We start from the raw sequence: 14,047 nt of genomic DNA, 5'->3' as shown, positions 1-14,047 counted from the left end.
TACAGCGGCATTTCCGCTCACTCTCCGGCGCGGACCCCCAGGGAACAAGGGGATTCGGTGTATGCAGCGGGTCAGGCCTACCGAGGAGGGGGTGCTCGGTAAGCGGCTCACCGAGAATCGCCAGCCCGCCGCGGTGCAGGGTCAGTCCGGTGATCGACGCCACCAGCACAACCGTCTTGTCGTGAACCATGAGGACGATCGTTGATGCAGCGACGTGATCGGCACGGAACTTCCACACTCCGCGTCCCCGCTCCCAGAGGTCTTGCGGCGTGAGCTCCGGGGCGCAACCACGTCCGTTCGGCCGAGGGGGGTCGTCGGGGGTCCTCCGCCTCGGACTGCACCGCCTGCCGCACAGTAAGTTTCCCCGGTTACGCTCCCTCGCTTCCGAACTCGCCGACTACGACGGTGCACACCTTCTCGACAAGGGCCTCGTCATCACCATCGACGGCCTCGAATCCCTCTTCCGCACCACGGCCACCGCCACCGGTCAATGACCGGGAGCTCGCAGCAGTGCGTGGGCGCGCCTTCGTGTCCGCCGGTGTGGCGAGGTCCTCCGGAGCCGTGCCGCGGGAAGGGGAACGACGCAGATCGCAGCTCTCGCCCGTCGGCTCCTGAGCCGGTCGGTGACCGCTATACCGCTCGGTCCTCGTACGAGCTGAACAGCGCGAGCTCACCAGGCGGGCGGGAGACCTTCGCCGACGCCTCATCTCCGCTCACGTGGGGATGCCGGTCAGTCCCGTTCCCCCGAAGGGGTATCGGGATGCTGGTGTGCGGTCAACAGTAGGTGATCGAATCGGGCGCGAAACGACTCGGGAAAGGTCGTCTCGGTGAGGGCGGCGACGAAGCGTTCGGCGAGGGTGCGGAGTTTGGTATTGGTCTGCTGTGAGCGCCAGGTGAGGATGCCGAACGCGCGTTCGGAGGAGATGCCGTACACGAGCATGAGTGCACCCTTGGCCTGCTCGATCACCGCCCGCGATTTCCCGAACTCGGCGACGGCCTCGGTGAGCGCCTCGCTGAATTCGCGGGGGTCGGTCTCCAATGATTCGGTGACGTCGATGTAGTACCCGTACGTGCCGATGACCTTCTCGTTCTCGTCGAGCAGGCGATCGCCGACCACGATGACGTGGTGAATGCGGCGGTCGGTGTCGATGATGCGGTGCTTGCTGCTGAACGGCTCACCGGCGTGGATCATCTTGTCGAAGAGCGCCGCGATCTGCGCTTTGTCGTCCGGATGCTTATGGGAGAGCAGAAGTGCGGTGGTGGGAATGATCTCCCCCGGTTGGTAGCCGTGCATCCGGGCGACCGGATCGGACCATTCCCAGCGCTCACCGTTGAGGTAGAACCGGAAACTCCCGCCCTGAGGGGGTGCATTCGCGACAAGAAGCTCATCACGGTCCACAACTAACCCCCTGCCCTCCGCGCTCAAACCACCCTCGCCTCGGGTCGCCACCGCCACAGTATGCCGAACACAACGGCGTGCACAGAAATGACCTCCACCGTTGCATCAAGTGCAGGGATTCTTCGACGCACGGCGGACCGGGGGACGAAGAGCGGCGCATGGATTTCGAGATCTGTCCCGGGATGGATGAATCACGGCTGGGGCGCGCCGCCACCCGTGCCGGAGGTGCACCCGATACTGATGTGCACATCAGTCAACGCCGGCAACAGGAGAACAATCCCGTTAGCCGATCCGCTTGCGGAACGGGCCGGGGACTCGACGTTCGGACGGATCTGTCCCGGTATCGTTCCCAACGTCCTCGGTGGTGAAGGACCGGCCTCGCCTGGACGGGTACCGGACGCGCGAATCTGCTCTTTGGCCGGCTCCAGGACTTCGGTCGAGAACCGGCGTCCGATCAAGACTCGGCAAAATTAGTTTATGAACGGCAAGGCCTTCGGCGCAGATCAGGTATTGCCGGACTCCTCGGGGCCGAACCTGAGACGGGCGGCGATGATGTCCTGCGCGATCGCCGTGATCCTGCGGTGTTGCGCGAACGCCATGGCCCGTAATCGGGTGAGGGCATCGGCGGGAGACACCCGAAGCTGGACGGCCATCATTCCGGCGGCCACGTGCACCTTGCCGCGCGGAGACAGGGCGGGATCGATCAACGTCGGGTTGCGCGCGGGATCGAGTTCCTCGACCACGATCGGGCCGAGGGCAGCGGCGTAGTCCGCGGCGGCCCGATAGTGCTGGGCATCGAGCCTGCCGGGCTGGGTGCGGTAGAGCGTGAGGACACCGATGCGGGCGCCGTTGCACAGACGCAGGGGGAACGCGAAGACGGCGCGAACGCCGAGCTCGAGTGTCTCGGGGACGAGCATCGGCCACCGTGTCGTTGCGGTGGGATCCGCCATATCGGGGTGTAGTTCGGGCGCCGATGAGCGATACGCGGCGAGGCCGGGGCCCTCGCCCAGGGTGAACTCGAGTTCGTCGATCCGTTCGGCGGTGCTGTCGGTGGCGTACACCAAATCCCGGGTGGTGTCGTTGGCGAACACCGCGACGGCCGCGCCGTCGACACCGACGGCGGCCGCGCATTCCTCACACTGGGTACGCGTGCGGGCGAGCAGAGCCACCGTCTGATCGTCGTCGGGGCGTGCTGGGTCCTGTTCCTCGCTCATGGTGCCGACTTTCCCTAACGATGCGAGGTGCAAACACCCCGCGGCTCACACCACGAACCTCCGCTACTCGCGAGAATCCGATGGCATCGGCAGCCCATATCCGATGCCTGAAACCCCTGGGCGATTCGCGAGCGTCACCTCGAGCGGATCGCCTTATCGGATATCGACCGGGCTGAGGATAACGACAAGTTCGTGAGAATCAGGCACTGACACGATGTTGAGAACCTGCAGGTCAGATGCACAGAGAAGTGACACCGAGCAGTGGAACCTACAGCGTTTTGTAGGTCTTCGTGTCCTGTGCCATCGGATCTGGAGCATTGCCACAGCACCCGAGGCAACGCCGGATTTCTGCCACAAAGTTGAGGCAGGCAGGCAATCGCCCTACCTGCACGTTCTCGCCGAAACCCGGCATGCTCGACGCCCCCTTGCCTCAACAATGTGGCAGAAACGCCACGGCGCCGCTTTGCCACATTGTTGAGGCACCGCTGGTCAGCGACCCGTCAGCTTTCGGCGTTACTCCAGTTCAGCGACCTGAACGTCTCCGGACCATTCGAGGATTCTGACAAGTTAGTGAGAATCGCTTGGTAATGAGCTTTTGCAAAGTCTCAGGTCAGCGCGGCGTGCGACTGACACGATCGGCGAAAACCTACACCGCGTGTTGTTGCTTCGCCATGATGGAAGCGTCGATACGGCAGCGCAGGGTTTCGTCGTCCAGGCGTGGACTGTCGCCCGGTCACCACCGCCAGCTCGGATCCGATGCGGATGTGAGCAGACTTATTGACCACCGATCCGTCGTCACGGCACGCCAGGTCGCGCCTAGCGGCGATGACCTAAGCCATGGCGTCATCGCGATCGGACGCTTCCGCTGCACGCACCGATGTCCGCGGAATCTCCAGATCCCGAAACGCCACGAACCACTCCACAACCGCTCCCTCATCTACTTCTCTTGGGTGAACTGTATGAGTCATCGGCGTCCAGCATGCAACGCGGCGCCCGTCCACCTGCAATGCGCAGATGATCCCCGACGTTGTGATGGTGTTGCATCTGCATTGCGGTCCACACGTCCGATTGTCTGTTGCATCCGAATCGGGCGTTGCGTTGCCAACCTCGTACTGTCGGCGTTGCGTTGCCGCAACCGGGCGTTGCGCTGCCGACCTCGTCTGGTTGGTCTGCAACGTCGGGCTGTGTTGCGGTCAGAGGCGCTGGGTGTTGCGGACGTTCGGAGTTTGGTGGGTGCGGCCCACCTCGTTCTGCCCGCCTCGTTCTGCTGGTCGGGTCGTCTCCCCGTTTGAGCCGGGGAGTACGAGCTGGCTGTCGCCGCCTTGCCGGGGGCGGGTGCTCAGGGTGCCCCGACCAATGTGTACTGCGGATCGAGCGTTGCCGCATTGCGTCCGTCCGCCATCTCCTCGAGCTCCGGCAACGGGGGCGTTCGGAACCCGGCGTCGACCGCACGTTGCGCAACCTTGTCGAATCGGCGCATTGCGGTGCTTGCGGCCTTGGCCCGCGTGAGCGTGGCGATTTCCGCGTAGCTGTGCTGTTCGAGGATTCGCAGTCGGGCCGTCTCTTTCACTACGGGCTCGAAGTCGGCGCACGTGTCGATGAAGTCGAGGAGGTTCTCGATGGTCTGGGCCTCGTCCGGCAACACGAATGGCTCTTGCGAGTCCTCCGGCGCATTGCCGACCGTCAGTGCATCGTCATTGCGCTTGCTCAGTGCGCTGGGCGCAACGTGCTCCTCGGTGAGGGTCGCAACGTCGGTGAGGTCATCTGGGTTCGCCTCGGTTGGTTGCGCGGCATCCGCAACGCCAGTGGAACTCTCAGGTCCGGCCGCGGCGGCCACACGGCTGTCGTCGGGTGCCGAGGAGTCGTCTGCCGTTGCAACGTCGGCGAACTGCGCAACGGCCTGAGCAATGCGCGGCGCAACGTTCAGGCCCGGCGCAACGTTCAGGCCCGGCGCAACGTTCAGGCCCGGCGCAACGTCGGAGTCCCGTGCAACGTCGGGATCCGGCGCAATGCTCCGAGCAACGAGGGCCGCAATATGGCCGAGGTTCCGTTCGGATGCAGGCATCGCCTCGGCCGCCACCGTCGGGGGATCGGTCGCGATGTCCTCACCTTCCCGCTGTTCGCGGTCGCGGGTGTCTCGGACGACCGCGGTGTACTCGGTGTGGGCGGTGCCGATGGCCTTGATGAGGATTCCGACACCGTGGGTGAAAGCCAAGACCAGAAGTGGCGGAATGACTGCAATGAGCGAGGCGCCGGTTGGAGTCAGTGGGGTATATCCCAGGTCGATGCCAGCTGCAACACTTCGTGCGGCGGCTTCCCCGGCGCGGTAGGCGTGGTAGGCGTTGCCGAAGACGCTGATGAAGACGACGACGACTGCGAGCCAGAGGAAGAAGTGCTTGCCCGTTGCGCTGCCGTTGATCTTGCTTAGCGCAACGATGGCGATCGTTGCGCCGAGGATTGCGCCGTCGACAATGGCGGGGAAGATCCAGGTGAGGTAGTGCGGGATTCCGGCCTGCAATGCGAGGTCGCGTTGCACGGCGAAAGAGAGTACGAACGCTCCGGTGGTGATGCCGACCGCAATGGCGATGGCAACGATTAGGGCGGCAATCAGGGCGCGGAGCTGGATTCGTGCTGCTCGGATACTAAGGTCGTTCATGATCGGGTGTCCTTTCACGGGGTCCCGGTCCACGAGGCCCCCGCCGGCGCAATCGGCGGGGGCTTCCTTGTGTTGGTGCGGCCAGCGCGGTCGCGGTGGGCATACCTCGAACCACGAGCGCTCGCCTAGCACGGATAGCTAGTGTTGCTATTGGTGCTAGCAGCCGTTGTTGTTCAGGTACTCGATGAGCGCGGCGTCGGTGACTGACGAGATGGTGATGCTCCGGTCCCCGGTCTCGTAGCGCAGCTTGTCCACACCGCGCGTCAGGCGAGCCTTGGTCGAGGGCCGCACCCGTACGTTGTGTTGTTCGCTGAGTTTCTCGACAGCCGATGCCGCCTCGGGTGCAGGAGACAAGACTGGCGTGACGGGCGCGTCGGCGACAGATCTGATGGTCGATTCGGGCGGAAGTTGCGTCGGCTGCTCGTCGACGGCGGCCGGGGTGGGGTCTTTGACGACCCGGGGGCGCTCAGGAAGATCTGCGGCAGGGTGCGCGGGCCTGCGGATAGCGGGTTCACGTTGGACGCTCATACGGTCGCTCCTGCGGTCTTGAAGGGTAGTTCGCTGAGTAGGTCGGTGTACGCGAGCTGCAATGACAGCGATTTTCCGCCCGCGAACTTGTGGATGGGGGTGCGCGCACTGTGTGCGTCCTGCCGAGTGGCGTACTCCGGGATGGCGGTGCGCGCGACGAGGTCGCCGTAGACTTCCCGCAGCTCGCTCTCCCGGTATTGGTGCTCGCCTGTCCCCCGTCGTCGACTGAGGACGATCTTGTCGATAGCCAGGTTCGGGTTCGGGCGTCGCTGGACGTTCTCGACGGTTTCGAGGAGCTTGGTGACGCCTTGAACACTGTCAATGGTGGGCTCGGTTACTACGATGACCCCGTCCACTGCACAGAAAACGGCGAAGAGCAGTTTTCCGAGCGACGGTGGGCAGTCGAAAAGGACAGCGTCATACGCGGACAGGTCGAGGCCCTCGAAGGCAATGTCGAGGCGGAAGATGAGGTCGTTGGCCCCATCCGACTCGATGTTCGCGAGCGTCTGGTCGGCCGGGATCAGATCGACGCCGTCCCAAGGAGTGGCAATGACGGCGTCGATCGCCGTGCCCGACTCCGTTCGGCTCATCAGGTCGTAGGTTGTCAGCATCTCGTCGGTGATGGTGACGCCCACGCCGTTGGTGGCGTTACCCTGGGGGTCAACATCGACAACAAGGACGTGTCCGCCAGCGTTGCTAATTGCGCTCGCGAGACCGAGGGTCGTGGCGGTCTTGCCCACTCCCCCTTTCTGATTGCAGATCGCGCATTTGCGTGTCATGACTTGGTTCCGTTCCGTCGAGGCCAGGAGACTTCCAGATGCGCGCGATGAGCGTTAGTGCAACTCCGCACGCTCGCGTAGGGAGCATAGCGAGGCTTGGCTACTGGGCTAGCTCGACACGCCGAGCAACGCTAGCCCTATTTGCTAGGTGAGCTAGCGTGCATAGCGTATCTAGTCTCTCTAGTTCAGCTTTCGTAGCGATCGACGCTGCGAACGCAGCCATAGCTGCGCTCTCTATGAATGCGAACGTAACTACGCTGTCTGCACTTGCTTTGCTTGCACCGCTTACTTCACTATTTTGCATAGCTTCGCTAGATACGATTTCGACAATAGCGATGACAGCGATGGTCGATAATTGAACTTCTCTAGCAAGCATTGCGCTCGTAGTACTGTTCGCACACATAGCTCTGAATGCACGCCTACGACCACTAGGCTGCGTAGCCAGCTTATTTAGGCTAGAACGGCGAGTTCGCATAGACATGCGAGGGTCCATAGAATGCGGCGCTACTGTAGCGCACATAGGGCGTCTAGCTCCGGTAGATATCGTTGCTGACATCTCTCCGATAGCGACGGTTGCGAGCATTGCTGCGATACGCTCGGTAGCTGTGATCGTCTCCATAGCAGAACTATTCACGATATGAAGGCTAGAACCGATAGTCCAGATAGCCTGGATAGTTACGCTTCCCTTCCTGCCAACAAAAGTAGATCCCGTCAATGCTATAGAAACTAGCGTTGATAGTTGCGCAGGTCAGAGGGTCGCCGCCACAACTATGCCACGAGGCAACGTCACGCGAAACGCGTCCTCCAGCCCGATCGCATCTGCCGAGGCGCGGCGGAACGCCGCGAAACGGAGCAGCCCAGGCTTCGAGCTTTCACAGCTCGACATGCTGCCCGAGCGTCTCGCCCCGGAGCAACCGTGCGCCACTTTCGGGCTAGCCGCGCTCCGCTAGCTAGGCTAGCGTCCATATCTCTGTGAGCGAAACCTGTCATTTTCCGCCAGCGTCCTTAGTGCGACGGTCCCTTCACCGCTAGCTACTACTTCAGTCCTAGCAGCTATAGGTGGGCAAGCAACCAACGCTTGCATAGCTAGTCGGGATACCTTGAATCGCGTTACTACTCTATCTAGTGCCGCTAGCAACGCTAGGTAGCCTTACTAGCATCGCACTGTAGAGTTACGTCGCTTGCCCAACGAGCGCGCATACGCTGGCCAGCGCGTCGCAGGAATTCCACGGGTCCAGAACGAATCGGACGTGTAAATCGGGTGTGCACGGAGCCGACGGATCAGGGCAGTAATCGGTGGGCGAGTTGTTCGGCGTTGAGTTGCCGAATGGCGTCGTCCATGGCGTCGCGGTCGGTGAGGCCGACGCCTCGCTCGGTGAGCGCTGCGGCCACGTGTTTGGCGGGGCCCCAGGTAGTTTCATCGTCGAACGCGTCATGGAACTCGGGCAGGAAGGTATCGACAGCATCGACGACAGGGCTGATCCACTGGCGGTCGATCCCCTGCTGGGTCAGCGCGAAGGTCAGCCATCGGCGAAACACGAAGGGCAGTGCGTTTCGTTGGTCGGCGTCGAGAACAGCTTTGCGGGGAAGCCAATCTGTAAGCAGCAGCATCACTTCGCCCGGGCTCCAGCACAACGGTCCGGCGCCGATGTAGCCGTCGCCGTAGTCCAGGAACAGCTCGGCCAGCGACCGGCTCACCTCGTCGTCGCTTCCAATATCGGTGAGGAAGTTCTCGACCAGTTGGCGGCGCCTTTGCTCGGGTAGTCCGGCATGTTCGGGCCATTCTGGCAGGTAGTCCCGGCAGCGGGACCATGCCAGCGCCCGGTGATCGAAAAAGTCCTCGTCATCGGTGCGGGGCCAGGTCATGTCGGTGGTGCGCAACGCGTGCGCAAGATCAGCGAGTACCTCGGCGACCGGGGCCGATTGGAGCGGCATCGGAGCCTCGTCAGGTTCGCGCAGCTGGTCCCACGTGGCGGCTGCGCCGGGATTCAGGAGAGCGAGTTTGTCGATCATCAGCCCGCCGACCTGGTAGATATTTGCCATCAATGTGTGTGGGTGGGGTCCGTCGTAGTCGATGAACAGGACCCGTTCGCTGTCGTACACGTCGACCGCGCGCCACGCCGCGGTCGGAGTCCACGCCTCGACGGTGTGCCAGGCCGGCAGTGGTTGGGTTTCGGCCAAGATGTGGAGGGTGTCGGTCAGCATGGAAAGGTCGGGCGCAGGTGCGACCCGCGCGAGCGCGTCGATCGCGGCCAGTGAGTGCGGAGACGGTGTGGTGCATGCTCTACCGGTGACTTGCATACACAGTTGATGCTCGGGCTCGCGTTCGGTCACTGCCGCTGTCGACCACGCCTCGCCGAGCCAGCCGCTGGCCCAGGTCTCGGCGGTGAGCACATCGTTGATTTCGAGGAGTTGCCGGGCGTCGCGCAGCAGAAGATCGGCGGGGTGGAGTTGCCGGGGAGCACGGCGAATGGGTCGGCTTTTGCCGCCCTTGCGGCGGCCTCGGCTTTTGGGCATATTCGCAGTCCACCACAGACACCGACCAAGTCGTCATCATGACGCGCCGTTCGGTGAGATTTCGGCGACGTCCGTATCTGCCGTCACGTGACAGAAAGCGGAGGTACCCCGGGTATCAACGCTTGCCTGACTATTCAGGCTCGCGGGAGTCGCCTAGCGATGCTAGCTCGCGTTGCTAGCAACGCGAGCTAGGTTACGTAGCTTCACAGCCAGGCATATGAAGGCCCTCTTGCAACTGCGGGTGGACAGGTGGTGCGTCAACGGAGCGGAGACTGCGGATGATCCGGGAATCATGCTGTGCACCTGATGGTTACGTTCTTGCGGGCCGGTCCGCGAACCTCAACTGCGGTGTCCACGACTGCGTGTGCTTCATCGGAAAGCGCGAGTATCGCGTGGTCTCTAGCTTGGACCGTGGCTTCGTCGTAGGCGTGTACAACGACGTTGTCGTCGGCCCACACAGTGGAGTGGTCGCATGCTCTGATGAATGCATGATTGTGGGCTACCACCTTGCATTGGTCGAAGGCAGTAATTGTCGCGTGGGTGTAGGCCCAGACATGAACTTGCCCTGTGACTTCCATGGTCGTCGCGTCAGTGGCAACGATGTGCGCGGTCGCGGGTAGTGGTGAGTCGAGATGAATTCGTGCTTGCGATCCAGCGGTGAATCGTAGGGTCCATTCGTCGCCGGCCGATGCGAATGTTTTGTCGTCGAGTTCAATTAGCTGACCTGCCGTGTCAACGACGACAGTTTTTGCGCCGCTGCGGAGGCGTTCGCGGATCGAGTCGGCGTTGCGGCTGATGCGTGAAGCCGCCTGGACTCGGCTGACATACACGCGCGGGTGGCGATGGGTCGATTGGGACGCCGTCTTCTTCCTACCCACGAGCGCACTCCGTCCGGTGCGAGGCCACGATGATTCTCGCAGTATATGACCGGGATGCGGTGGCGAGTGGTACCTCGGTCGGCGCGGTGGTTGTCGTCCGCGGCCGGTCCCACGCTCGTTGCCGTATGTGCATAGTGCGCAGAGCATCAATGGGCATGGTTAGGCTGCCTGCCTTTGGGGTGCCAGGGTGGCGCGGATCTGTTCCATGAGTGCCCTCCGGTGCTCAGGCGAGGCTGCTGCGCGACGAGCTCGTTCGCGTTCGGCGTCACGCGCAGCTCGGCGCTGTGCGCTGTGCGCAGCCTCTGCGGCGCGCTGCTCGCTGGGGGAGGGGCCCGACCAGTCAAGTCTGGACAAACGCCAGGTCAGATATCCGATTGGCGAGCGCACCTCGTTTGGCCAAAGCTCACCTCGCGAGACTGTGTCAGCCGTCAAAGTTCGAGCGATATCGCGTCCTGTCCAGCGGGTGGTGTCGATTCCTGAACGGACGAGGACGTCGCACACGATTCCGATGTGGCCGCTGGGGGCGATGGCTGGAGCTGCAGCGACCAGTGCGGAGGCTGCTCGTTGGAGGTTCAAGGGGCGAGGATTGGTTTGATTCGAGGATGGGGATCGGTTCTCGCGCGCGCACGCGCGTTTGGTGATTACTTCTCTACAAGAGATCCCCTTCGGGGAAAAACCACTCAAAGATAGGGGGTCACGGCCGTTGGCCTGGGGATTGAGATTCGAACCAGCCGTGGCGGTGTGGCGAGCATGCTTCGCCGCGCGGTGCCTCCTGCCGTGGGAGCTGCCGCGTTTTTTTGGTTGTGGGGGAGCGGGGATGGCTGCGACGAGATCGAGTGGGGAGGACAGGGCCCATACGCTGGCAGCGCGGTGCTGACGCCCACCGTGGTGGACTTCTGCTGCTTGGAATTCACGCGTAGTCAGGGTGCGGCCCCGGACCAACTCGAAGCCCAGGTGTAGTGCTTTCAGCACGCGTCGACCTCGTTTGACCACCGACTCGGACACACCTGCTCGGGCGGCGAGGTTCTGGACTGTGGCAGTAACGCGACGCCCAGTTTTCGAGTCGGCTGACGACGCGTGCGCGGCGGCGATGGCGACCATGCTTTCGACGCCGATCCTGTGTTTGGCGACTGCGGCGCGGCCGGCGGCGGTCTTGGTGACTGCGTACCGGACCTGTCGCATCCATCCGTCGCGGCTTGTCCAGATCGGGATTCTCGCCTCCTGTCCGGCGTTTACGGGCAGCGTCCAGGATTTGCCGCGCTGATCGGTGTCCGCATTGAGTCGACGCAGCTCGTCAATCCACGGGGTCTCCAGTGGTTGCGTTGCTTGCGTAGCGGTTTGAGGAACTGGCGAGTTGTGTGATTTGTCCCACGACACGCCGCGATCGGAATGTTGAACCGTTGAGAGATATTCAGGGTATGCGTTACCCTGAGACGTACCTAGCACAGGTAGTCCCTTCGGGGAATGCAGTACCGAGTCGAAGAAGCTGCTCACTTCTTCCACTCACCTCAGGGAATGACCGTCCTGCCAGACGATCGCCCTAGACGGGAGGACCTGCCAGTCCTCCCAGCGGGATTCATTGACTAAACCCACCCCCGCCTGGGGGTCCCTTTGGGTGGTACCGCTGCTCTTGAATTAGCTATCGAGTTAGTTCCGATCAGCTATCCGCCAGGCCCACCGCCTTCCTCGGTTAGAAGGGCCGGGGCGCGCGTAAGCGGCACCGGAAGTGGAAGCTCAGAACCCGCAGATTCCGTTGTGTAATGGGAGCCCTGGTAAGCAAACACAGGGATAGCGCCGTCGAAAGGGTCCTGACCGTGTGGGAACGCTGTAGCCGGCATGTGGTCTCGTTGAGACGGACACGTGACCGACTGGGGGTTCGCAGGCAAGGCAGAGTTGCGGCCGTGCGTTATCATGGAGTAAGCACCGCCTCTTCCTTTCGAGGTAGTGGTGGTCAGGGAGCTGGTAAGGTCCCGAACTTTCATAGACGGACAACCCCCGACGCCGCCAAGCCCTGGGGGTTGTTCCGTGTTTAGGTGTCGTTCATGCGCCCATCGCCAATTGCTCGACGCGGTGCAGCGACCCTGCAGCTTCGACTTCGAGTAGTCGGAGCTGTTCCGGTCGAAGTTTCTCGCTGATGTATTCCGGTATGTCCAGTCCGTGCGTGATGGCGAGAATGAGCACGGAGTAGTCGCCAGCAGGGATGCCGAGTTCGGCTGCCCGACTCTCGTAAACCTTGTGGTGTCTGAGGGGCGCGCGGGTAGCGATTTGCCCGCGGGGCCCCTTGTTGTGCTGTGCCATGAGGAAACCCTAGATCGAATCTGTAACCGATACGGGTAACCGTCACTGTTCGGTGTGTCGCATGTGACTGAAGTGGTCATCGAAGGTGGCTGCCTCTCGTGAACGAGTTGGTGTGTCAGAACTGAACGGACTTGGCCGCGGGTTCAGCGATCCCGCTTCCGGCCAGGGCGCGACAAGATTGGGTGATCGGGACCCGATCTGCCCTGCTCTGAAGCGCGCAGAATCTTGACTACTGCTACGCGGGATGTCGGTGGAGAAGTAGACGGGCGAGCGAAGCGACCTCACGGATCTGCTCGATGGAAGCCGTTTCAGGGGCCGTCACGACCAGGTCGATGATATCGGCGAGCTTCTCTCGGGCGCCCACACTCAGGGTGGGCGCCGCAGCCGAGATCATAAGAGGGCCGCATTCGGCGAGAAGTTGCTCGGAAAGCACGATAGGTGTCGCGATACCGTCCGCAATAATCCTGGCGCAGATCACATCCCGTATCGGGACGAGCTCCCACTGACGCCCGTGGACGTCGACAGCACTGACTGTGGTCATGCAGCGACTCCTGTCGCCGAACCCTGAAGACGAGCCTCCCAGGCGTCGATAGCGGCGTTGATGCGGACCTCCGCGACGTCGGCGGGTTGGGTGACAAGTTGGGCCCAGAACGCGCAAGAGACAGTCTCGGCGCCGCTGAACTCGATGCCAGCCAGGTAGTCGTAGGCGTCGACAGCGGAATCCGACACTGCAGCCCAGGCATAGTTGGCGGCCTCGGACCGTGCGCGGCCGCCCTTGATCGTGGCAAGGCGATCGATGGCGTGCCAGCGTGCCGTGAGTGAGCTGACCCGACCAGTAACCTCGACAACATCAGCTGTGGGACCGAGAGCAGTCGCCCGGCAGAGTCCGGCCACGGCGTGCGCGGCCGCCGTACCGAAGCCCGGAATAGTGATAAGCCCCCACCGAGGGTCGGCGTACAGGTCAGCGAACCAGTCCCATCGGATCTCTGCGAGACCTTCGGCGGCGGGAGTCTCTGCCTGTCCGCTGGCCATCAGATAGACTCGGTCGGCGAGTGATGTCATGCCGCAACCTCGCGAGTTCTGGTGGCCGGCCTAGACGGGATCCCTTTTGGTGCCTGGGGCTTCTGCTGCTGCTGCTTCTTCTTTGTCCGCCCCCGGGAAACTGCGAACGCATCGACCCCAGCGGCTTCGACCTCGCGGCCGGTGACGGTGAACAGCCGTCCGGCCATGATCTGCTCGCGGACCTTCACACCGGAAGCGAGCCTGTCTTCCAGTTGCCTCTCGCACTGCGCGAGCAGCGGGCACACCGAACAGGCAGCCATCGCACGCTTCCAGGCCGCCGCCTTTGTGCTGGTGACGGTCCAACCGGAGCCCTTACCTACGCACAACCCCTGACCTGTGTGGGGCTGGGTCGCGGGCGCCTGGCCGCGGGTCTCGAGTTCAGCGGCGATCCGCCGCGACGTCGGGCATAGACGCACCTGACCGGCGTAGACGAACCCGCACCGCCGGCACCGGCCCTCACCGGTGTGCTCGCGTGCCATCGCGCGGAGTCGACCGCTTGTGTAGCGGCCGAGAGACAGGTCCTGGGGCCGCACGGCCCCCGTGGACAGTTCACGCAGAGCGTCAGCGACGGGCGGGCACAACGGGAGATCGGGGGTGTAGACGAACCCGCAGGCCGTGCACGACGCGTGGTCATAGCTCGGACGGTGCTTGGCCAGGATCTCGCGGAGAGGGCCGTTGGTCACGCGACCGTGCCCGTCGATCTTCTCCCGACCAGC

The 14,047-nt window shown here is 63.0% G+C and carries 12 protein-coding genes and 1 pseudogene; 1 reads left to right on the top strand and 12 read right to left on the bottom strand.

Going from position 1 to position 14,047, the window contains the following annotated elements; all coding sequences use genetic code 11:
• Positions 1 to 190: pseudogene (locus tag R4P95_RS32690) on the bottom strand (hypothetical protein); the annotation flags it as partial.
• A 79-nt stretch (positions 191 to 269) separates the two neighbouring features.
• On the opposite strand from R4P95_RS32690, the gene R4P95_RS32685 reads away from it, so the two are divergent.
• Positions 270 to 494, top strand: a complete 225-nt coding sequence (locus R4P95_RS32685; protein WP_317747486.1) for a hypothetical protein — start codon at positions 270 to 272, stop codon at positions 492 to 494.
• A 236-nt stretch (positions 495 to 730) separates the two neighbouring features.
• On the opposite strand, the gene R4P95_RS32680 is transcribed toward R4P95_RS32685, so the two are convergent.
• The 11 genes from R4P95_RS32680 to R4P95_RS32630 all read right to left on the bottom strand — a co-directional run bounded on the left by R4P95_RS32680 (position 731) and on the right by R4P95_RS32630 (position 14,014).
• Positions 731 to 1,399 carry a PAS and ANTAR domain-containing protein gene (locus R4P95_RS32680; RefSeq protein WP_317747487.1) on the bottom strand — a complete coding sequence of 223 codons (669 nt, stop codon included), beginning with the start codon at positions 1,397 to 1,399 and terminating at the stop codon, positions 731 to 733.
• 503 nt (positions 1,400 to 1,902) lie between these two features.
• Complete coding sequence (locus tag R4P95_RS32675) at positions 1,903 to 2,613, bottom strand: GAF and ANTAR domain-containing protein (RefSeq protein ID WP_317747488.1); 711 nt, start codon at positions 2,611 to 2,613, stop codon at positions 1,903 to 1,905.
• 1,339 nt (positions 2,614 to 3,952) lie between these two features.
• Entirely contained in the window at positions 3,953 to 5,269 is a 1,317-nt protein-coding gene (locus R4P95_RS32670; RefSeq protein ID WP_317747489.1) for a DUF2637 domain-containing protein, read from the bottom strand.
• A gap of 156 nt (positions 5,270 to 5,425) precedes the next feature.
• Positions 5,426 to 5,797, bottom strand: a complete 372-nt coding sequence (locus R4P95_RS32665) for a hypothetical protein (RefSeq protein WP_317747490.1) — start codon at positions 5,795 to 5,797, stop codon at positions 5,426 to 5,428.
• Positions 5,794 to 6,576 (bottom strand): ParA family protein, encoded by a 783-nt coding sequence (locus R4P95_RS32660; RefSeq protein WP_317747491.1) that lies wholly within the window; start codon positions 6,574 to 6,576, stop codon positions 5,794 to 5,796. The genes R4P95_RS32665 and R4P95_RS32660 overlap by 4 nt, the downstream gene beginning before the upstream one ends.
• Positions 6,577 to 7,857: 1,281 nt before the next feature.
• Positions 7,858 to 9,093, bottom strand: a complete 1,236-nt coding sequence (locus R4P95_RS32655; protein WP_317747492.1) for a hypothetical protein — start codon at positions 9,091 to 9,093, stop codon at positions 7,858 to 7,860.
• A gap of 290 nt (positions 9,094 to 9,383) precedes the next feature.
• A complete protein-coding gene (locus R4P95_RS32650) occupies positions 9,384 to 9,971 on the bottom strand; it encodes a hypothetical protein (protein ID WP_317747493.1) in 588 nt (195 codons plus the stop codon).
• 2,040 nt (positions 9,972 to 12,011) lie between these two features.
• Complete coding sequence (locus R4P95_RS32645) at positions 12,012 to 12,269, bottom strand: hypothetical protein (RefSeq protein WP_105419088.1); 258 nt, start codon at positions 12,267 to 12,269, stop codon at positions 12,012 to 12,014.
• 235 nt (positions 12,270 to 12,504) lie between these two features.
• On the bottom strand, positions 12,505 to 12,810 hold the full coding sequence (locus R4P95_RS32640) for a hypothetical protein (protein ID WP_317747494.1): 306 nt from the start codon (positions 12,808 to 12,810) through the stop codon (positions 12,505 to 12,507).
• A complete protein-coding gene (locus tag R4P95_RS32635) occupies positions 12,807 to 13,331 on the bottom strand; it encodes a hypothetical protein (RefSeq protein WP_317840525.1) in 525 nt (174 codons plus the stop codon). Before R4P95_RS32635 ends, R4P95_RS32640 begins: the two co-directional genes overlap by 4 nt.
• The gene (locus R4P95_RS32630; RefSeq protein WP_317747496.1) at positions 13,328 to 14,014 is read right to left on the bottom strand and encodes a hypothetical protein; all 687 of its coding nucleotides are present in this window, start codon (positions 14,012 to 14,014) and stop codon (positions 13,328 to 13,330) included. The genes R4P95_RS32635 and R4P95_RS32630 overlap by 4 nt, the downstream gene beginning before the upstream one ends.
• Between the last annotated feature and the right edge of the window lie 33 nt (positions 14,015 to 14,047).

This window comes from Rhodococcus sp. IEGM 27, from assembly GCF_033142305.1.
In the GTDB taxonomy this organism is placed as follows: Bacteria; Actinomycetota; Actinomycetes; order Mycobacteriales; family Mycobacteriaceae; genus Rhodococcus_F; species Rhodococcus_F oxybenzonivorans.
The sequence above is the reverse complement of the archived record's forward strand: the minus strand, read 5'-3'. Positions and strand labels throughout refer to the sequence as shown.